Source organism: Pedobacter westerhofensis (assembly GCF_900182595.1).
GTDB classification, from domain to species: domain Bacteria; phylum Bacteroidota; class Bacteroidia; order Sphingobacteriales; family Sphingobacteriaceae; genus Pedobacter; species Pedobacter westerhofensis.
The window spans coordinates 205,219-224,652 of record NZ_FXTN01000012.1 but is presented as its reverse complement, the minus strand read 5'-3'; the positions used below and the strand labels follow the sequence as shown (position 1 = coordinate 224,652).

General features: G+C 43.4%; 20 protein-coding genes. 9 read left to right on the top strand and 11 right to left on the bottom strand.

Annotated elements, in window-relative coordinates; translation table 11 throughout:
* Positions 1-81: 81 nt before the first annotated feature.
* Positions 82-1,587, top strand: a complete 1,506-nt coding sequence (locus tag FN831_RS22260) for a malate:quinone oxidoreductase (RefSeq protein ID WP_142530403.1) — start codon at positions 82-84, stop codon at positions 1,585-1,587.
* Between the two features lie 39 nt (positions 1,588-1,626).
* Here FN831_RS22260 and FN831_RS22255 read toward each other — a convergent pair whose 3' ends face one another.
* On the bottom strand, positions 1,627-2,499 hold the full coding sequence (locus FN831_RS22255; protein ID WP_142530402.1) for a lysophospholipid acyltransferase family protein: 873 nt from the start codon (positions 2,497-2,499) through the stop codon (positions 1,627-1,629).
* Between the two features lie 133 nt (positions 2,500-2,632).
* Positions 2,633-3,094, bottom strand: a complete 462-nt coding sequence (locus tag FN831_RS22250) for an Lrp/AsnC family transcriptional regulator (protein ID WP_142530401.1) — start codon at positions 3,092-3,094, stop codon at positions 2,633-2,635.
* Positions 3,095-3,305: 211 nt separating this feature from the next.
* Here FN831_RS22250 and FN831_RS22245 point away from each other — a divergent pair, with 211 nt between their 5' ends.
* Both FN831_RS22245 and FN831_RS22240 read left to right on the top strand, forming a co-directional pair.
* Positions 3,306-4,151, top strand: coding sequence for a sigma-70 family RNA polymerase sigma factor (locus tag FN831_RS22245; RefSeq protein WP_142530400.1), 846 nt, complete (start codon positions 3,306-3,308; stop codon positions 4,149-4,151).
* Between the two features lie 32 nt (positions 4,152-4,183).
* Positions 4,184-4,558 carry a hypothetical protein gene (locus FN831_RS22240; protein WP_142530399.1) on the top strand — a complete coding sequence of 125 codons (375 nt, stop codon included), beginning with the start codon at positions 4,184-4,186 and terminating at the stop codon, positions 4,556-4,558.
* A 113-nt stretch (positions 4,559-4,671) separates the two neighbouring features.
* Here the strand turns inward: FN831_RS22240 and FN831_RS22235 are convergent, their stop codons facing one another.
* Complete coding sequence (locus FN831_RS22235; protein ID WP_221931384.1) at positions 4,672-4,992, bottom strand: hypothetical protein; 321 nt, start codon at positions 4,990-4,992, stop codon at positions 4,672-4,674.
* A 140-nt stretch (positions 4,993-5,132) separates the two neighbouring features.
* On the opposite strand from FN831_RS22235, the gene FN831_RS22230 reads away from it, so the two are divergent.
* Positions 5,133-5,948, top strand: a complete 816-nt coding sequence (locus tag FN831_RS22230) for a mechanosensitive ion channel family protein (protein ID WP_142530397.1) — start codon at positions 5,133-5,135, stop codon at positions 5,946-5,948.
* A 4-nt stretch (positions 5,949-5,952) separates the two neighbouring features.
* Here FN831_RS22230 and FN831_RS22225 read toward each other — a convergent pair whose 3' ends face one another.
* From FN831_RS22225 to ribD, 5 genes are read right to left on the bottom strand one after another with little or no spacing between them, the layout of a single operon-like run.
* Complete coding sequence (locus FN831_RS22225) at positions 5,953-7,179, bottom strand: multidrug effflux MFS transporter (RefSeq protein WP_142530396.1); 1,227 nt, start codon at positions 7,177-7,179, stop codon at positions 5,953-5,955.
* Between the two features lie 50 nt (positions 7,180-7,229).
* Positions 7,230-8,108 carry a nucleoside phosphorylase gene (locus FN831_RS22220; protein WP_142530395.1) on the bottom strand — a complete coding sequence of 293 codons (879 nt, stop codon included), beginning with the start codon at positions 8,106-8,108 and terminating at the stop codon, positions 7,230-7,232.
* 54 nt (positions 8,109-8,162) lie between these two features.
* Positions 8,163-8,777 (bottom strand): IMPACT family protein, encoded by a 615-nt coding sequence (locus FN831_RS22215; protein WP_142530394.1) that lies wholly within the window; start codon positions 8,775-8,777, stop codon positions 8,163-8,165.
* A complete protein-coding gene (locus FN831_RS22210; protein ID WP_142530393.1) occupies positions 8,764-9,630 on the bottom strand; it encodes a DMT family transporter in 867 nt (288 codons plus the stop codon). Before FN831_RS22210 ends, FN831_RS22215 begins: the two co-directional genes overlap by 14 nt.
* Positions 9,630-10,682, bottom strand: a complete 1,053-nt coding sequence (ribD, locus tag FN831_RS22205; protein ID WP_142530392.1) for a bifunctional diaminohydroxyphosphoribosylaminopyrimidine deaminase/5-amino-6-(5-phosphoribosylamino)uracil reductase RibD — start codon at positions 10,680-10,682, stop codon at positions 9,630-9,632. Before ribD ends, FN831_RS22210 begins: the two co-directional genes overlap by 1 nt.
* Positions 10,683-10,764: 82 nt before the next feature.
* On the opposite strand from ribD, the gene prmC reads away from it, so the two are divergent.
* On the top strand, positions 10,765-11,637 hold the full coding sequence (gene prmC / locus FN831_RS22200; protein ID WP_142530391.1) for a peptide chain release factor N(5)-glutamine methyltransferase: 873 nt from the start codon (positions 10,765-10,767) through the stop codon (positions 11,635-11,637).
* Here prmC and xerD read toward each other — a convergent pair.
* Complete coding sequence (gene xerD / locus FN831_RS22195) at positions 11,612-12,511, bottom strand: site-specific tyrosine recombinase XerD (protein WP_246101684.1); 900 nt, start codon at positions 12,509-12,511, stop codon at positions 11,612-11,614. The genes prmC and xerD overlap by 26 nt on opposite strands.
* 44 nt (positions 12,512-12,555) lie before the next feature.
* Between xerD and aroQ the strand changes: the two genes are divergently transcribed.
* Positions 12,556-12,978 (top strand): type II 3-dehydroquinate dehydratase, encoded by a 423-nt coding sequence (gene aroQ, locus FN831_RS22190; RefSeq protein WP_142530390.1) that lies wholly within the window; start codon positions 12,556-12,558, stop codon positions 12,976-12,978.
* Here the strand turns inward: aroQ and FN831_RS22185 are convergent.
* Positions 12,953-13,978 carry a glycosyltransferase family 2 protein gene (locus tag FN831_RS22185; RefSeq protein WP_142530389.1) on the bottom strand — a complete coding sequence of 342 codons (1,026 nt, stop codon included), beginning with the start codon at positions 13,976-13,978 and terminating at the stop codon, positions 12,953-12,955. The two genes, aroQ and FN831_RS22185, sit on opposite strands and share 26 nt — an antisense overlap.
* A gap of 107 nt (positions 13,979-14,085) precedes the next feature.
* Between FN831_RS22185 and FN831_RS22180 the strand changes: the two genes are divergently transcribed.
* Genes FN831_RS22180 through mgtE form a run of 3 tightly spaced genes read left to right on the top strand, consistent with a single transcriptional unit; the run spans position 14,086 to position 17,214 of the window.
* The gene (locus tag FN831_RS22180) at positions 14,086-14,697 is read left to right on the top strand and encodes a WbqC family protein (RefSeq protein ID WP_142530388.1); all 612 of its coding nucleotides are present in this window, start codon (positions 14,086-14,088) and stop codon (positions 14,695-14,697) included.
* Positions 14,698-14,700: 3 nt separating this feature from the next.
* Positions 14,701-15,819 (top strand): magnesium/cobalt transporter CorA, encoded by a 1,119-nt coding sequence (gene corA / locus FN831_RS22175; RefSeq protein ID WP_142530387.1) that lies wholly within the window; start codon positions 14,701-14,703, stop codon positions 15,817-15,819.
* A 45-nt stretch (positions 15,820-15,864) separates the two neighbouring features.
* Positions 15,865-17,214, top strand: coding sequence for a magnesium transporter (mgtE, locus tag FN831_RS22170; protein WP_142530386.1), 1,350 nt, complete (start codon positions 15,865-15,867; stop codon positions 17,212-17,214).
* Between the two features lie 60 nt (positions 17,215-17,274).
* Here mgtE and FN831_RS22165 read toward each other — a convergent pair whose 3' ends face one another.
* Positions 17,275-19,434 (bottom strand): FUSC family protein, encoded by a 2,160-nt coding sequence (locus FN831_RS22165; RefSeq protein WP_142530385.1) that lies wholly within the window; start codon positions 19,432-19,434, stop codon positions 17,275-17,277.

Here is a 19,434-nt window from a genome sequence, read left to right as displayed (position 1 = left end):
TAAAATAGAAAATTTAGGCCTAACTATGCGTCATTATATTAATTTTGTGGCCAATATATAAGAATAACCTATCTACCGTTCATGATCAGTAAAAATATTAATTCAAATAAAGTAGTTGATGTAGTGTTAATTGGCGCAGGCATTATGAGTGCGACCCTTGGTGTGCTCTTAAAAGAGCTTGATCCGGAATTAAGCATCGAGATCTTTGAACGGCTGGATGTTGCCGCCGCAGAAAGCTCAGACGCCTGGAATAACGCCGGAACAGGACACTCAGCATTTTGTGAGTTAAATTATACACCACAGCTGGAAGATGGTTCTGTGGAGACTAAAAAGGCTGTAGCAATTGCAGAGTCTTTTGAAATATCCAAACAGTTTTGGTCTTTTCTTGTACAGAATAACCTGGTAGATACACCTGAGACTTTTATCAAGAGCATCCCGCATATGAGTTTTGTATGGGGCCAGGACAATGTGAATTTCCTGAAAGAACGGTATGCAAAATTACAGGAATGTGAGCTGTTTAAGGGGATGACTTACTCTGACGATGCCAAACAATTATCTGAATGGATGCCGCTGGTAATGGCCGGCAGGAATCCTGAAGAAAAGGTTGCGGCAACCAGAATGATGCTGGGCACGGATGTAAACTTTGGTGCACTCACCAGGATGATGTTCAATTCACTGATGACCAAACCTGACGTGGATATGGAATTCAATAAGGAGGTTCGTAAACTGAAACAAAAAGACGGCATCTGGGAAGTGAAAATTAAAGACCAGGAGACCGGTGATAAAAGAACGGTTAAAGCAAAGTTTGTATTTATTGGTGCAGGTGGTGGATCTTTGCCATTACTTGAAAAATCCGATATCCCCGAAGGTAAAGGATTTGGCGGCTTTCCCGTAAGCGGCCAGTGGCTGAAATGTGTAAATCCCGAAGTGATTGAACGCCACAATGCAAAAGTATATGGCAAAGCATCTGTTGGTGCCCCGCCAATGTCTGTTCCTCACCTGGATACCAGGATGATTGATGGAAAGAAAGCTTTGTTATTTGGTCCATACGCCGGATTTTCTACACGTTTCCTGAAAAACGGATCGCTGCTTGACCTACCAATGTCTATCAAAGTAAATAATATCAGGCCAATGATCGCTGCCGGCCTGGATAATATACCATTAACCAAATACCTGATCGACCAGGTAAGACAGTCGCCTGAAGACCGTTTGGACGCACTGAGGGAATATCTTCCTGCTGCCGTAATGGAAGACTGGGAACTGGAAACTGCAGGTCAGCGTGTGCAGGTAATTAAAAAGAGTGCAGAACACGGCGGCATACTGGAGTTTGGTACAGAAGTAGTTACTGCTGCCGATGGATCTATTGCTGCTTTGCTGGGTGCTTCTCCGGGCGCATCTACCGCGGTTTCTATCATGGTAACCCTGATGGAGCGCTGCTTTAAAGATCAAATGAAAACACCTGAATGGACATCCAAACTGAAAGCAATGATCCCTTCATACGGTAAGGCCTTAAGCGACGATGCCGCATTGGCTGCATCCATCAGAAGTCAGACAACAGAAGTATTAAATCTTCAGGTTACTGAATAGGCAGGCTTAACAATCAGTTTTTAAAGAAAAACGGAAACATTAGCCCGGCTGATGTTTCCATCTTTTGTGGCTCCACAGCCAATATTCCGGCCGTTCCCGGATGATCTCTTCGAGCAGGCTGGTGTGAAGCGCCGTGATTTCCTGTTGCGAACTTGCTGCAGGATTAAGACAAATCGGAATACATTCTACCTGGTAATATCCCTTTCTGAGAACTGACAGCTTAAGATAAAACACTGGTCTGTTAGTTTTTATTGCAATCTTCTCCATTCCTTGTTGAACTGACGTATGCTGGTTCAGAAAAGTGATCCATTGATGGGATTCCTCTTTTGGTGGCGCCTGATCATTGCCAAAAAGGTAAAGGCTGGGAATATTTTTAGTTTCGGCCAGCGACCTGTAAGTTTGCCTCATGGCAATCAGCTGATTTCCAAATCTTGTTCTGATATGGTTAAACCACTGATCAAATGCTTTACTGGATAGAGGCTTGTAGATTGGATAGGTATTTCCTTTGAAACTAAGCCCTATAGACAAGGTTCCCCATTCCCAGTTCCCATAGTGCGCAGAACAGGCCAGCACACCAATTCCCTGGTCTGCGTACGCATTCATCTGTTCAATATTTTTCCAGATGAAACGCCGCTTTAATTGTGCTTTAGAGATCGTAGACATTTTAATTATTTCAAAAATCAGTGCTGAAAGATACTTGTAGTAGCGCTTTTCAATCAGCTTGATTTCTTCACTACTCTTTTCCGGAAATGACTTTTTAAGGTTTGTGCTCACCACTGCTCTCCGGTACCCGGTAATGTAATATAAGACGAGGTAGAGCAATGACGCGAAAAGATAGAGTACCCGCAATGGCAGCAGAGAAAGCGCATAAATGAAAAACAAGCCAATATAGGAAGGTATCCTTTTTAACATCACCAAAAATTAAGATGCAAACTTAATTGTTTTTAGCTAGTATATCGGTGTTTTTTGATACGCTGACAGTTTTTATTGGGTTAAACTTCCCGTAACAGGTTATCTGTTACAGGAAGTTTGACCAATCAGCATATCAGAAATCCAGGCCTTTATCCGGTATGATCACCTCCACTTCCATATCGCCATTTAAAACGGTAACATTTGGAATACTCGCAATGGTATCCCTTACATGGTTAAAACTCTTCATGTTCTTAACCGCAATTTCAACCTTGATACTGGCCTGTCCGGTAATGCTCGTACAGGAAACCACACCTTTGATCTTGTTCAGTTCGGATGCCAGTAACTTTTTAGTTTTGCCCGACTGGCGGTCTACACTCAGATATATGCAGCCAATTGCTTCAATACCAAGGGCAGATAAATCAAGCTGAAGCCTGGAACCCCGTATCACCCCCATTTTTTCCATCTTCTTAATGCGGGTACATATGGTAGCTACAGCCTTGTTTAAAATGGCCGCAACTTGCTTGAGAGGCATCCTTGCATCCAGTTGCATCAATCTCAGAATTTTCAGGTCTAAGTCGTCTAATCTGTTTTTCATTTGTTTTTTATTTAAAGTTTTACCTCTAAATTAATTAACATCTATGTTGCGGTTAAATATATGCGATTTATTTAGGTGACAGGTATTGTTGTAAATTTATTATGTAATAAATTTAACTAAATACAGAAATATCTGAAATTTTTTCACGATTAGCCCTATTCACTTTTTTTTCAGATCATAAATACAAAGCTTTGTGTAACTATTATTACCGATGAGAGAATTAAAAATAAATCCATCAATAACAGAAAGAGATGCAGACTCTGTAAACAGGTACCTAGCTGATATCTCACGGATACCGCTGCTCAATATGGAAGAAGAGGTATGGCTGGCAAAAAAGATCCGCGAAGGTGATCAGGCTGCCCTGGACCTTTTGGTGAATGCTAATCTGCGGTTCGTGGTATCTGTGGCTAAAAATTATCAGGGAAGGGGACTGAGTTTGGGCGACCTGATCAACGAAGGCAATATGGGATTGATCAAAGCGGCGGTGAAATTTGATCATACCAAAGGGTTCAAATTTATTTCATTTGCAGTATGGTGGATCAGGCAGACTATTATACTAGCTATATCTGAGCAAAGCCGTGTGATCCGTTTACCGCTTAACCTGATTAATTCCATTTCAAAGATCAACAAGACTTTGTCTAAACTTGAGCAACGTTTGCAACGGCACCCAACGCATGAAGAAATCGCAGCAGAAATCAGCCTTACTGAAATTAAAGTAAAGGACAGTCTCAACCATGCCGCCAGGCCGCTATCCCTTGATGATGCCCTCCATGATGACACAAAAACAACCGTAATCAGTACGCTGGCTGACCGGCATGCCTCTTCAGACCAGCAGCTTACTCATTCAGATAAAATTTATGAAGTTGCTGAAATGCTGAAGCTCCTGTCAGCCAGGGAGGAAACGGTTTTAAAGCTCCACTTCGGCTTATCTGGTGCCTTGCCCATGTCACTGGAGGAGATTGCGTTTCTGTATCATCTGAGCAAGGAAAGAATCAGACAAATCAGGGACCGCGGACTAAAGAAGCTCAGGAGCAAAATCCGGAACAGGAAATATTAAATAAATGCTAACCATTTTATTAAATCAAGACCATGCTATATTATGATCTGGCCGAAAGTTTAAGTGAGCTCGATATGCTGACTTATCTGATCAAGGAACTGCAGGTGATCAGGACACCAATGGCGGAACTAATTGACGACACACGAATAAAGAATGAAATATGGAGGATCAAGACCAGGGCCTCAATGGATATCCTCATTTTTGGACAGTATACAGAAATATATTTCTTCAAAAACGTGAACGAAATTAATATGATGATCCTTACGCTGCTTGAAATGCTGTCCAAACTTCCGGAGCTCAGTTATATGAATGACAGAGAAAGGTACCTGCACAAATATGGAACAATGCTTCGTGCAGAACTGGCGGATTTGTCGGCTTTCTTCTACCGGCTGAAGGACAGCATTTAGGCGAATACTGAACCGGGAACAGCGCGCAAAAAGAAAGAGCAGTATAATTCATAAGCCTGAGGCCGTCTGAACAATACTGCTCTTGTTAATGATATAATTTATCTGCCCCTAAGCTACACAAAGGCAGGTACGGCGCTTGAGGGATCATTACCCTGGATCTGGTTCCTGCGTATCTGTGAAGGTTCCTTAGGCTGTTGCGGATAGGTTTCCTTAATCGTATGGACTGCATCATAAATAAGAAAAATACCGAGAACTGCCTCCTGGATACTTGTTACCGGATGCCTGGCCACACTTCTGATCCCCCTCTGCAAAATATAAGCACCGGCAGCGATAGACAGCAGTCGTTTCGCGGTGCTTAAGGTCTCCTTTTTATTTGTATCCAACAATCTCTTTGCTGCTGAGATAGTTATATTATGTGATATTCTGCTAAACATATTTTTTCAACTTGGTCTGTAAACTGAACATCTGCCCGCATTTTTTGTTTGCTGTTTTTTAATAATGTATGAACTTTTTAAGGGCAAATTCGTTATAAATTGATAACATTCCGACGTAATCAAGGACTCAGAAAGACATTATGAAAGCAGCTACCCCAGACCGCACACTACAATTTTATGATAAAGCTTTTAACTGGATCATCGATAAGGGACCAAATATCCTGATCGGTATTGCAATCCTTTTAACCGGATTATGGCTGATCAGGTTATTCTCCGGATGGATGCAAAGAGGTTTGCACAAAAAAAACGTGGACGATTCTGTAAAGCCCTTTTTTATCAGTGTAGCGGTAGTGGTGCTCCGCATATTGCTTTTTTTTACGGTGATGCAATTTGTAGGTATTCAGATGACCATCTTTGCCGCTCTGATCGGGGCCCTGGGTGTGGCCGCCGGACTGGCGCTTTCAGGAACACTGCAGAATTTTGCCAGCGGCGTTTTAATACTGATGCTTAAACCCTTCAAAGTTGGTGACAATATCATCGCACAGGGCCAGGAGGGGACAGTAACCAATATCGAGATCTTCTATACCACCGTTACTACATTTGATAACAGGTTAGTGATCGTGCCAAACGGCAAATTATCCAATGAAATCATCATCAATATCAGTACACAAGGAAGCAGGCGCCTCGATATCGAAATGAAATTCAGCTATGGTATCGCCTATGATGATGTTTTGAAACTTACCGAACAGGCTATCAGCCTTTCAAAAGACATTCTTAAAACTCCTGAACACCGCATTGGTATTTCAGTTCTTGAAGAGAGCGGTTATAAAGTGATGATCAGTGTATGGCTCAACTCTCACGGTTTTAATGATGCAAGGCTGATTTTCCAGGAAAAACTGATGCAGTCGCTCAAAGAAGGCGGCATTCCTCTGCCCGGTATGCCCGCGAAACAATAATGCCCTAATGAAATGCTACGGCACCGTCCTTGTCTGCTTCTACTTTATTTTTGATAGTCTTTCTTCCAAAATACAGGATCGTTAGTGCCAGTAATGATGTTGATGCCATAATAGATACCAGCGGCAGGGAAGAGCGTGTATCAAACATACTCACCCCAATAGAGGCCAAAGTTCCCAAACCCATTTGGATAGCGCCCATCAGTGCAGAAGCACTCCCTGCATTTTTTGTAAACGGAGTGAGCGATAATGCGGAGGTATTTGGATTGGCCACCCCAAGGCAGCTTAAAAATATAAACAGCAGAAATATAGTTTCCGGAAGGCCAAACCATCCGTTAAAGCTGCCCAGCAGAAAAACGAGGCCGGTAATCGCCTGGCAGATCAGTGCAGCAAATATGAGTTGTTCGCTGCTGTATTTCCTTAGCAACAGGGTATTTACCTGACTTGAGCCAATTAGCCCGATAGACAAAAAGGCAAAGATCCACCCATAAGTTTCTTCTTTCACAGCAAAGATGTCCATAAAAAGCAGCGGGGAGCCCGCCACATAGGCAAACAGACCGGAGAAAGCAACTGCACCGGTTAGGGCATAGGTATAGAATTGAGGTTCGGTAAGTACCGTTAAAAAGTTTTTGAGTATCGGTTTTGGTTTTAAAGAGATGGTACTGTCTGGTTTGTAGCTGTCCGGCAAACCAAAAATACTGGCCAGCAGGTTAATCAGGCCCAACACCATCAATACGATAAACACAGAATGCCATCCAAATGCAGTAGTCACATATCCGCCAACCGTTGGGGCTATCATTGGAGAAACGCCTACAACCAGCATCAGCAAAGCAAATACTTTAGCATTCTCCGACACAGGGAACAGATCTCTTACCATGGCTATCGAAGCCACTGCGGCAGCACAACTGCCTATAGCCTGTACACATCTGAGTATAATCAGCATATTGATCGTTGAGGCATAAGCACAGCCCACGGAGGCAAGAATATAAATCATCAGCCCGATATAAAGTGGTTTCTTTCTGCCAAAACGATCCAGCAAAGGGCCATACAATAGCTGTCCAGCAGAGATCCCGATAAAAAATCCGGACAGAGAGAGGGAAACTTTGGCAACCGTTGTATGCAGATCGGAAGCTATGGCCGGAAAACCGGGAAGATACATGTCAATCGAAAAAGGGCCAAGTGCGGTAAGTGAACCTAGTAGAAGTATAAGGAAAAAGTGTCTTTTCTTAGTCATTGAGGAAGATGGGAAATGAAGCTGCAAAGGTAGATCAATAAATATAAAAATCAGTCTGGCAACTGTACAATTCGTTCAAGAACGAGTTTGATTGCCTGATCTACGATCACGTCGGGCTGCGTACTGAACTGAAAATTTAACCTGCTGGCCAAAATTGCATTGATAGAAATAGCCTGGTGCCCCAGCAGTTTTGCAAGTGCGTAAATACCGGCAGTTTCCATCTCTAGATTGGTAATCCGGAGATTCTGATGGCCAAAGCTGTTCAGCATGCCGATCAGGTCGGGCACACCATTTGCGGCTCTAACCTGCCTTCCCTGCGGCCCGTAAAATCCTGGTGCAGTAGCAGTTATTCCCTGTACCATGCCACGTCCTATGGTGGCCAGTAACCCTGCATCAGCAGAAGTCAAATACGGTTCAATTCCCTGAACATCTGCAAAGTGTTTCTTGATATGACGTAAGATAACTGAATCTTCCAGAGTAGATTGCTGATTATAATAGTGCATCAGTGAATCCATTCCCAGGCCATGAGAAGAAGCAAGAATGGTCCCCAGCGGCAGATCGCTCTGAATCGCACCGGAAGTACCGATCCTGATCAGTTTGAGCGAAGTCAGCTGATCTTTTACCAGCCTGGTTTCAAAGTCGATATTTACCAGGGCATCAAGTTCATTGAAAACAATATCAATGTTATCTGTTCCTATTCCAGTAGATATCACTGTAATCCTCTTTGATCCAATGTAACCCGTCTGTGTTAGAAATTCCCTTTTCCCTTTCCTGAGTTCAATCCGGTCAAAGTATTTGGTCACTGAGGAGATACGGTCAGGATCGCCTACAGTGATCACTGTATCTGCGAGATCGCCGGGCTGTAAGTTTAAATGGTAAATGCTGCCATCAGGATTGATGATCAGGTCCGCTTCCGATAATTTTGACATGACAGGTAATGGTTTTTAAGAGCTAATATTTTGTTGTTGCTGATGGTTGAACGCTCAGCTTGTCCCCAGGTACTTTACTTCAATTCCGTTTTGCTTTTCGATCCTTTGCAGCACCTTGTTCAATTGTGATTTCCTTACTTCAAAGCTTATGCGGCAGTTAGTGTCAAACTGCTGCTCAAGTATATGCAGTTGTTCGTCTTTTACCAGGCGCATGACATCGTTCATCACAAGGTAATCAAACTTTAGTTCATATCTGTCATTCACAGTTCGTTCAACAATCTCAGCTGCGCCGAGCGCTTCTGCAGCAGCCAGCTTGTAAGCGTTGATTAACCCGGGAACACCAAGCAGCGTTCCACCAAAATAGCGAACTACTACAATCAGGATATTTGTAACGTCAGCAGAGAGCAGTGTGTTGAGTATAGGTCTGCCGGCCGTTCCTGAAGGTTCGCCATCATCATTTACACGGTACACATTCCTGTCCGGGCTAAGCCGCCAGGCATAACAAAAATGGTTTGCTTTGGTATGTTCTGTTCGCAGGGATATCAGGATCGGTTTGATATCGGCCTCAGAAAGTATAGGCCGGGCAAATGCAATAAACTTACTGCCCTTATCCCTGAAGAGGCCCTCAGAGGGGTGAATGATGGTTCTGTAGGTGTCATCGAACAGCATTGGCCTGGGATAAGGTGATCAGAAGGATTGCCGCAAGGGCCAGTGTGATCCCGATATAATTGATCCTGGTTACTTTTTCTTTGAACATGATAATGCCTACCAGGCTTCCCAGCAATATTACGCCCATGTTCATCGCTGCGAATACTGTAGAGGGACTATCTGCCAGCGCACGGTGCGCCTTCATATAAAACAGGATATTGCCAAAATTAAAACACCCCAGTACAATTCCGCAGGCAAAATTGATGAGCTGGACTTTCTGCTTCTTTACAACAATGGTGTACAAAAGTATCACCATCGCTACAATAAATGATATACAAAAAACGATCATCAGTGTACTGGTATAGGGAATCAGTTCAATTTTGGATAGCTTTTTAAAAATCACGTCTATCACACCAAATCCGATGAAAACCAGCACAGGGTAGAGGTAGCTGAACTTTTCCTGTTTGCCACTGGATTTGCGGAACAGGGTTAAAAATATGGCGATAAATCCTACGATAAGGCCCGCAATACGCATATTACTGAACTTCTCGCCAAAAATAAATAAGGCTGCGAGGATTGGAATAAAAAGAGAGAGCCGCTGGGCGATATCCGTTTTAACAATACCGATGTTCCTCACCGAAGCTGCAAGTACAAGAAACAGCACCGGCAGAAGGATGCCCAGCACCACTGTCAGTGTTGAAGGCATAACTGCTATGGTCCCGATGGCCGGCCTGAAAAACACAAAACTCAGCAGAATAGCGGCAAGGTAATTCCACATCACTGCCTGTAAAACATTGATCTGATATCTTCTTGCCAGTTTTAACAGCACTGCCACGGTCACACTGCAGCAGATACTTAAAAATATATAAATCATTAGTTTCTGATGTTTTCGTAAATTGTTAAATGGTCCTGATCAACCTCTGTCACGGAAGTGATCTTTCCGTTGATCTGGGGAGAATAGATACCTGTGTCCCAGTTGTTTTTTGAATTAAAAACTCTCGCCTCATCCCATAAGCCGGCAGAGATAAACTGATTCAGGATATTTGCTCCCCCTTCAATAATAATGGACTGTACGTCCATCAGGTATAACTGATAAGCAATCTTTTGCGGAAGATAATACTGCATGTCTTCCATTGATATAAAATGCAGATTATTGATAACATCAGTCTTTAGCTCGTTGAGAATAACCGTCTTCGCACCAGCATCATATAAGTTAATACTTTCCGGAAGCTGAAGTTTGCGGTCTAGCACAATCCTCATAGGGTCTTTGCCTGTCCATTCCCGGACACTCAGCCTGGGATTATCCGCGAAGGCTGTTTGCCTGCCAACCAGCACAGCATCTTCTTCAGTACGCCATTTATGTACCAGTTTTTTTGCCAGTGGTCCGCTGATCCATTGTTGTGTGGTATTCTTTGGGGCAAAGTAGCCATTTGCCGTTCTTGCCCACTTTAATATAATATATGGCCGGTGTTCCGCTATCCTGGTAAAAAAACGGCGGTTAAGATGCCGGCATTCATGATCCATTATTCCATGAACAACTTCGGTTCCGGCAGCTTCCAGCTTTTCAATGCCTTTACCGTTCACATCCGGGAAAGGATCCCTGTTGCCGATAACTACCTTCCGCACCTGGTGACGGATCAACAGATCCGCACATGGAGGTGTTTTTCCAAAGTGCGCACAGGGTTCAAGGCTTACGTAAACAGTGGATTTACGGAGCATTTCTGCAGCTGAATCTCCATATGCGGCCAGCACAACGTTCACAGCATTCACTTCAGCATGTGCTTTTCCATACTGCTGATGATATCCTTCACCGATGATTTTTCCCTCGCTAACAATCACACAGCCAACCATCGGATTCGGGCTCACGCTGCCATTTCCCATTTCTGCTAATTCCAGGCAGCGCTTCATGAATAATTCATCGTTCATACAAGCAAAAGTACCTTCAATTTATGAGATGTTGAAATATTTCAACCATTGACATGCAACATTATTAATTACTTTTGCCTTAATGACACTAAAGCAACTGGAACTATATTTTATTGATGAGCTAAAATTACTGTACGGCACAGAAGAAGCAGCACAATTGTTTTACCTTACGGCAGAACACCTTTCGGCATTAAGCCGCACACAGGTGATGCTGCAAAGTGATTCGCTGGTTGATCATGAGCTGAAGGAGAGTTATCAAAAAATATTATCTGCGCTGAAAGATGGCAGGCCCCTGCAGTATGTTTTTGCTGAAGCCTGGTTTTACGGCTTAAAATTTAAGGTCAGCGGAGCTGTGCTGATCCCGCGCCAGGAAACCGAAGAACTGGTGCACTGGATTTTAGAGACTGCAGAACAGCAAGCTGTTCAAAACTTCCTGGATGTGGGCACAGGAAGTGGCTGTATTGCCGTTGCACTGAAGAAAAACCTGCCGGCGGCAAAGGCCGAGGCCCTTGATATTTCCTCAGAAGCTTTGGAGATAGCCATAGAAAATGCCGCAACCAACCAAACTGTTATTAATTTTATACAGGGGGATATACTGGGTTATGAGAGCATAGCTATGTATGACCTGATAGTCAGCAATCCACCATACATTACACCGAAAGAACGTGCTGACATGCACCAGAACGTACTGGAACATGAACCTGAACTGGCACTGTTTGTTACCGAAGAAGATCCGCTGATTTTTTATCAAAGCATTGCCGAATTTGCCTTGAAGAACCTGAACCCTCAGGGATTTTTGTTTTTTGAGATCAACGAATATCTGGGGAAAGAAATGATAGAGATGTTATCGGTCAAAGGATTTGCAGAGATACAGTTAAGAAAGGATATGCAGGGCAAAGACAGGATGATCAGGTGTGCTGTACCTGAGATCAGATCCTTGGATGAAATTCAGTGATTACACCTTTTAGATAATCGCGGTCGAGATGCGTATAGACCTCTGTAGTAGTGATACTGGAATGCCCCAACATCTCCTGAACAGCCCTCAGATCGGCACCGCCTTCAATCAGGTGGGTAGCAAAGGAATGCCTGAAAGTGTGGGGACTGATACTCTTTTTTAAACCGATTTGATTGGCCAGTGCTTTAATCATCGTAAAAACCGATATCCTGGAGAGTTGGGTGCCGAGCCGGTTTAGAAATATAAAATCCTCATTACCTTTTTTGATATCCTGATGCGCCCGGATCTGGCTGAGATAAATATCGATAAATTTGAGCGCGCTTTCGCCGATAGGAACGATACGTTCTTTATTTCCTTTTCCCGTCACTATGATATACCCCTGTGAAGCATGCAGGTTAGAAATCCTTAAAGTAATCAGCTCGGTGACCCTCAAGCCACAACCATACAATACCTCAATAATCGCTTTACTGCGCATACCTTCCGGTTTGGAGGCATCAATGCCGGCAATCAGATCATTGATCTCTGCCACGTTGAGCACATCGGGCAGTTTCCTGCTTAGCCTTGGTGTTTCCAGCTGTGCAGAAGGATCAATGTCAATCAGACCTTCAAGCATCAGAAAACCAAAAAATGATTTGAGGCCCGATATCACCCTTGCCTGGCTGTTCGGCAGCATGCCCAGCTCGCTCAGCCAAATCACAAAACTATATAAATCCTTATCTTCTATCTCTTTAACCACGAATGGCTTTTGCTGTACTTCATAATACTGGGCCAGTTTCTCTACATCGTTCAGATAGGCTTCTATTGAATTTGCAGATAGTCCGCGCTCCAGTTTCAGAAAGTTTTTAAAGGAGATATGATAGGGGTAATTATTCACACAAAAATTTTAATTGTTGTTTTTTAAAGATTATGTTTGGATGGATGAAGATACAAATTATTAACGGACCAAACCTAAACCTGCTGGGCAGGAGAGAACCAGGCATCTATGGCAGCAGGAGTTTTGAAGAATATTTCAGTGAATTAAAAGATAAATATGCCGGAGTGGCAGAACTGGAATATTATCAAAGCAACGTAGAGGGCGAGCTGATCAATAAACTTCATGAGGTAGGTTTTTCATATGAGGGCATCGTCATCAATATGGGTGCCTATACCCACACTTCGGTAGCCATCGCTGATGCTATTGCAGGCATCAAAGCCCCCGTTATAGAAGTGCATATCTCCAATATTTATGCCCGCGAAGAATTCCGTCATGTTTCGCTGAGCGGCAGGAACTGTAAGGGTGTACTGACAGGTTTTGGCCTTGACGGTTACCGTTTGGCTATCGAAAATCTTTTAGCTGGCTAAAGTACCTGATACCTTTTACAAAAAAAGCCCATACAATACTTGAAGGGTATACCCCGGCGAGTTTGTGATAAGGAGTTTGTGTTTTGCCTCTTTTCAGTGCAGTTTTGCGCAAATTCCTGATGAACTGATAATGGGCCTTGTTCACGGCCGAGGCAAACTTGGTTTCACCTTTCAGTAAAAACTGCAGCAGAGCGATAAAGTCGATGCACATCCGCAGGCTGAGCCCCCAAACGGCTTCCCAAAACGGAAGATTCTTCTGCATGATCATCAGGTTATTTCTGAAATTGAGATAAACTTTGAAAGGACTATTCATTGCCAGCGTGCCTCCGCCAACATGATAGACCTCTGCCGCGGGGCAATAAATAATTTGATAACCAAGGTTTTGCAGGCGCCAGCAGAGATCAATCTCCTCCATATGCGCGAACAATTCGGCATCAAAGCCACCGCTCTCTTCCCAATGCCTGCGTTTGATGAAAAACGCGGCACCACTGGCCCAGAACACTGCAGCTTGGTCGTCATACTGACCATGATCTTCCTCAAGGGTATCAAATATTCTTCCCCTGCAGAAGGGGAATGCATTTCTGTCCATAAAGCCACCGGCACCGCCGGCATGTTCAAATCTGGATTTATCACTGTAACATTTGATTTTCGGCTGTGCAGCAGCAATGCCTGCATCGGCCTCCATAGCCTGAATCACAGGTCTGATCCAGTTTTCAGGCACCTCAACGTCAGAGTTCAATAAAATGTAATAGTCTGCAGTTACTTGGGCAATAATCCGATTATACCCTTCGGCAAAGCCGTAGTTGCGGTCGTTCTCTATAATACGGACAGAAGGGAAGTGGCCCCGAACAAAGCTGACAGAGTCGTCCGTTGACGCATTATCACCCACAATAATCTCCAGATGCCCGTAATCAGACTGAACAATACCCGGCAGGAAACGGGATAACAGTTCTTTACCATTCCAGTTGAGGATAACAACGGCTACATTAGGTTCAGACATCAGGATTGAAAGACGGGATTAAGACATATAAAAACATTTAACACTAGGAGATAGCCTTTTTTTATCATTATTTTGCCTGCATTGAAAATGCAAACATAAATTAACCAATGCACAATTCTGCTATATTTCCACTTTTTTATCTTCCGCCGGTCAGTTATTTCTCTGCCCTCAATGAGGTTGGCTATGATTTCCTGATCGAAAGGGAAGAACATTTTCCCAAACAAACTTACCGCAACAGAACCAGAATATATTCTCCAAACGGGCCTCTCGACCTTTTTCTGCCCGTAATAAAAGGATCCAAGTACCATACGAGGGTGAAAGACGTAAAGATCAGCTACGATTTTAAATGGCAGCGCTTACACTGGCTGAGCCTGGAGAGCTGTTACAGAAACTCGCCTTATTTTGAATACTATGAGGACGAGCTTGCACCGTTTTATCAGAAGAAATTTGAGTTCCTGTTCGATTACAATCTGGAGATCCTGCAATGGATATTCAAACAACTTAAAAAAAGCCCTGAACTGCATTTCACCTCAGAATATATTAAAGAGCTGCCAGCCGAACTGGATTACAGAACAAAACTTCATTTCAAAACCCCGGAGCTGATTTTGCCTGCAAAACCGTATCATCAGGTATTTGAAGACAGGGCGGGATTTTTACCAAACATGAGTATCGTTGATTTGTTATTCAACCAGGGGCCACAGGCAAAAAACTACCTCTAGTTTATGAATAAAAAAAACCGGTTACGGAGAAAAAAACAAAATTACACAGTTCGCGAGGCAGGGACCAGTCCCGGATTGGTATATATTGACGAAAATGCGCTGGAACCGGTTATCACCCTCCACCAGCTCAACGACAAAAGTTATGAGAGCAAAAAGCTGGAGAGTTTAAAAGATATCGCAAAGATACTTGAAGATAAGAGTTATACATTTTGGGTGGACATCAAGGGATTTGGATCTGAGGAAATGTTCGAAATTCTGGGCCGTGATTTGAATATCAATAAGCTGGTACTGGAAGACATTACCGTCACCTATCAGCGGCCTAAAGTGGAAGAGTATGACGGTTATGTTTTCGCCGTCAGCAGGATGCTGCTGCTGGATGAAGACAAACACCTGGACAACTCCCAGCTGTCATTTATTTTAACCGATAACGCGCTGTTTACCTTTAAGGAGAGTTACTCGGACTGCCTGGAGCCTGTAAGACAACGATTAAAAGCCGGCAAGGGAAATATCCGTACTGCAGGCAGCAGCTATATCATGTACGCCATTATGGATATTATCGTAGATACCTATTTTGAAATACTGGGCACCTGGAGCGAGGAGCTCGATGAGATAGAAGACCGCCTGCTGGACAAACCTGATAAGTCTATCATGTATGATACGCAGCTGATCAAAAGAAACCTGATCAATATCAGGAGGGTATCGTGGCCAGAGAGGGATAAGCTCAATGATATACTCCGGAGCGACAGCCCGCTGATTACCGATCAGACTAAACTCTATATCAGGGACGCATATGATCATTGTATACAGATTATTGATATCGTAGAATCACTCAAAGAGATCTCTGCCAGCAATATTGATATGTATTTGTCGCTGATCAGCAACAGGATGAATGAAATTATGAAAGTGCTGACGATCATTTCTTCGATCTTCATTCCGCTAACGTTTATTGCGGGGATTTACGGGATGAATTTCGCCGACAGAGACCCGGTTAGCGGTAAACTCATGCCCGAAAATATGCCGGAATTATATGAACCTCACGGATATTTGTATACCATGCTCATTATGGGACTAATTGCCGTGCTGCAGGTGATCTATTTTTGGCGCAGGGGCTGGTTTAAGTAAAAGCAGGGCGGGTTAAAACCGAAAATATGCTTATCTTAGCCACACATGCAATCCTATGAACTAAACCGAACAGATGTTACGAAGTTAAAATCTGCACTAGCCGGAAGCGACAGCCAGCTGGCTGTAATTTTGGACGAATATCATGCGTCTGAAATTGCGATCCTGTTCGAAAGCCTTACCAAAGAAGACCGTCAGCGGATTATCAACCTGCTCCCTGTAGAAATTGCTTCTGAGATTATCTCCGAAATGCACGAAGAAGCGCATCCGGAAGAACTTTTACTGCAGCTCCATCCTGATAAACGTACTGAAATCGTTGAGGAACTCGATTACGATGATGCTACAGATATTATCTCACAACTCGATGAACATGAGCAGAAGGAGATTCTGGGCGATCTGAGCGAGGATGATGCATCACATATCAGGAACCTGCTCAGTTATGATGAGGATACGGCAGGGGGACTGATGAATACGGAGTTTATCCGCATTCATTTAAATCTGACAAAAAAAGATGCTATAGACGAGATCATCCGCCAAAGTGAAGAGATCGAAGAGTTTTACACCATATTTGTGATTGATGATGACAATGTTTTTCAGGGTATCGTATCCTTAAAAGATATTATCAAAGCAAAAGGCAATGTACAGATCACCGAACTGGTGAAATCTGATGTGGCCTGGGTAAGCCCTGATACGGATCAGGAAGAGGTGGCACGCTTGATTTCCCAATATAATATTACGAGTATTCCGGTTCTGGATACACAGATGAAACTGCTGGGCAGGGTAACATTTGATGATGTGATTGATGTTCTTGAAGATGAAAACACGGAAGATATCCTGAAAATATCAGGGGTGTCTGAAGATGAGGAACTGAGCGGTAACTGGGTGGAGGCTGTTAAATCGCGTTTGCCCTGGCTGATCATTAACCTGGCAACTGCCTTTGCGGCATCAGCGGTAGTACGTCATTTTGAACCTACCATCGCAAAAATAGCAGTGCTGTCCGCCTACATGACCATTATTGCAGGGATGGGCGGAAACGCGGCTACACAGGCCCTTGCCGTTACTGTCCGCAGGATCTCGCTCTATGACCTGACAGACAATCAGGCATACCGTACGGTTTTGAAAGAGTTTACCGTAGGATTAATCAATGGTGCCGTTACCGGTCTTATTGTTTTTATTTTCGCCCTGGTATTTGATAACAACCCATTACTGGGTGTAGTGATCTTTCTGGCAATGACAGGAAACCTGCTGATTGCGGGGATAACAGGAGCGGGGATACCGCTGATACTTAAAGGAGTAGGCATAGACCCTGCGATCGCTTCATCCATCATCATCACTACATTTACAGATGTTTTTGGATTTATGCTGCTGCTTGGCCTGGCCAGCAGATTATTATTGTAAATGACGACGGAGTCTACCAGCACTTCATGCGTACATTCAGGCTGTTACATCTTGAAGAAGTTAAAGCTTGATTTTTTCCGTTAGTTTATAAATGTCATAGGCAACCTTCTGGATCAGATCAAACTGCTCAATGATCAAAGCTTCATTACTATTCAACAATTTCTTATCATCATTTACACTTTTAATCAAAGGAACATTACTTTGATCGTCATTGTGTTTAAGGAGAAATTCTGCAGAGAGGTTCAAAAGATATAAGGTATTGTTCGCAACAGGTTTGAGTTCATCCGGCGTGGAAAACACAAACGCATGTTCTTTACTATACAAAGATAAGGTAGCAATATAGGAAGAAAGTAAATGGTTCAGGGCTGTGAACTGATGCATTTCTTTCATCAGTTTCTGTTTGCTTTTAGGCTCGGAGAACATTCTCTGAAAGATGGAGGCGAGATTGGCGGATGTAACATATACTTCCTTGCGGGCCAGCTTATAATTGGTGAGGTTTTGCTCCGAAGCAAAATACAGCAAAGTGACCTCTTCAAAATAGGCCATATTTGCCTTGAGCGTATTCAGCATTGCTTCCTTAAGGTTCTGGTGCTCCCAGTTAGGGAAAAGTGTATAACTCCCCAGTAAAGCAATTCCTGAGCCGATCAGTGTATCGTAGATCCGTTCCTTTGCTATCGACATACTTCCCATTCCCAGAAAATCAAACAGAACCAGAATGTACGGAGTCATGAACAGAACGCTTACCACATAGTTCTTACGCTGGAAGCTATATGCACCGATCATGCAGAACAACAGGATAAAAAACAGGGTATGTTTGTCATGAATGTATAGTAGAATGCCCATTCCGGCAAATGCCCCGATAATGGTACCGAAGAGCCTTTCATAATTACGCTGTTTGGTTAAACTGAACCCGGGCTTTGATATCACAAGTATGGTTAGCAATATCCAGTAGCTATGGGAAGAATCCAGGAAACGGGCTACAAGAAATCCGATGATCATCACAATGGCCACCCGGAGGGAGTGCCTGAAGGTAGCAGAGCTGAAGGTGAGGTTGTCAAAAAATAATTTGATATCGATGGGCTGTCGCGTCACAAAACGCTCTGTTTCGATTTCCCTTTTCTTCAGGTTCTTTTTCTCAGTTTTATTAAAATAGCTGTTGATGGTTTTAACCCTGCTGAGGATATTTTCTATATTGACTTCTATATTTTTGAGTGCAATGATGCCGAGTGTATTGTATTTACCATCGGTGTTATCCTTCTCCAAATCCAGAATCGCATCTTTGAGGCGTTTGACCTCATCGACCAATACAATTGGTGGGAGAGGGGTTCCACCGGTTTTCAGCGAAAAAGCGATTTCATCCAGTTCAGAGGCAATCCTGTTGATCACTTTTTCATAGTGTAACAAAATCCCGGAAGCATCAAATTGGTCGTGCAGATGCTGATAATCATAATAGGTTGACATCACCTGCTCATACAGGTCAACCGTATCAACAAATACCAGCAATAAAAACCTGCCTTCGGGTGTAGATTCCTTTACGATTTCCCTGGTTTTAAAAAGCAACTCACGTACTGCATCCTGTTTTTCATGCACCTGGACCTGGTGCTGCAGCAAGTCCGCATAATTGGAGTCGTAATCAGTATTCTGATGATAAAATTTTGCTTTTGCACGCAGAAATCCGCTAATCTCATGAATGGATTCGCTAAGTGCCTGCTGCACCACACGGTATGGCCTTAGCTGGTAAAAGAAGAAACTCAGGAACGAATACCAGATACTGCCTGCAAATACCAGTGCAGAATAAACCAGCACATCTCTCCAGGGCCTTACATCATCAATACTTAGGACCATGATCAGCAATACCGCCGTACCAATAGACGCCGCACGCGTACCATACAGGAAAAACATGGAGAAAATAAAACTGCAGGTGACGAGTAACACACCAATGAAATAAGGATTTTTGTTGGTAACGCCAACAATCACAGAGAGCAGTGTGATTAGCACAGATGTTACCAGCATGGCATTTCTGCGGTGCACACTTGGCCCGGGGGTATCAACTACACTGACACATAACGCACCAAGTGACAAAGTCATTCCGAACTTGAGCATATCAAACTGCGCCAGGATCAGGGAAGGAAACAGGACACCGATCGTAATACGTAAACCGTCAGCAAAGTAGGTACTGAGGAGAAAATCTTGTATTGTTCGGATCTGACGGTTACTCAT